A 667-nucleotide genomic window follows, 5' to 3' on the forward strand; every position below is an offset into this window, starting at 1 on the left:
CATCGCGCCGTTGTCCGTGCACAGCCTCAGCGGTGGTACCCGCAGGGCGATACCGGCCGCCCGGCAGCGCTCCTCGGCCAGTGACCGCACCCGCGAGTTCGCGGCGACCCCGCCGACGACGACCAGCGTGCCGACCCCGTGCTCCCGGCAGGCGGCCACGGCTTTGCGGGTCAGGACGTCGGCGACCGCCTCCTGGAGGGACGCGGCCCCGTCGTGCACGGGCAGCTCGCGCCCGGTGTGGGACTCGGCCCAGCGGGCCGCCGCCGTCTTCAGCCCCGAGAAGGAGAAGTCGTACGAGCCCGGGAGCGGGCGGGGGAAGGGAACGGCCCGGGGATCGCCCTCCCGCGCGGCACGGTCGATGGCAGGGCCACCGGGATACGGCAGCCCGAAAACCCGCGCCACCTTGTCGAAGCACTCCCCGGCGGCGTCGTCGAGGGTGTCGCCGAGGTGGGCGATCGGGTCGCGGGCCAGGTCGCGGACGAGGAGCAGCGAGGTGTGGCCACCGGAGACGATCAGCACCATGCACGGGTCGGGCAGCGGGCCGTGCTCAAGGGGGTCGGCGGCGACATGACCGGCCAGGTGATGCACACCGTAGAGCGGGACGCCCAGTGCGTAGGCGATGCCCTTCGCGCCCGCGAGGCCCACTTGGAGCGCGCCGGACAGGCCC

At 74.7% G+C, this 667-nt stretch carries 1 protein-coding gene; it reads right to left on the reverse strand.

From position 1 onward, the window contains the following. Nucleotides 1–667 (reverse strand): tRNA (adenosine(37)-N6)-threonylcarbamoyltransferase complex transferase subunit TsaD (locus CCN72_RS36480; protein WP_143664335.1); only part of this gene is annotated, 667 nt, incomplete at both ends.

This window comes from Streptomyces murinus (genome assembly GCF_002154555.1).
Classification (GTDB): domain Bacteria; phylum Actinomycetota; class Actinomycetes; order Streptomycetales; family Streptomycetaceae; genus Streptomyces; species Streptomyces murinus.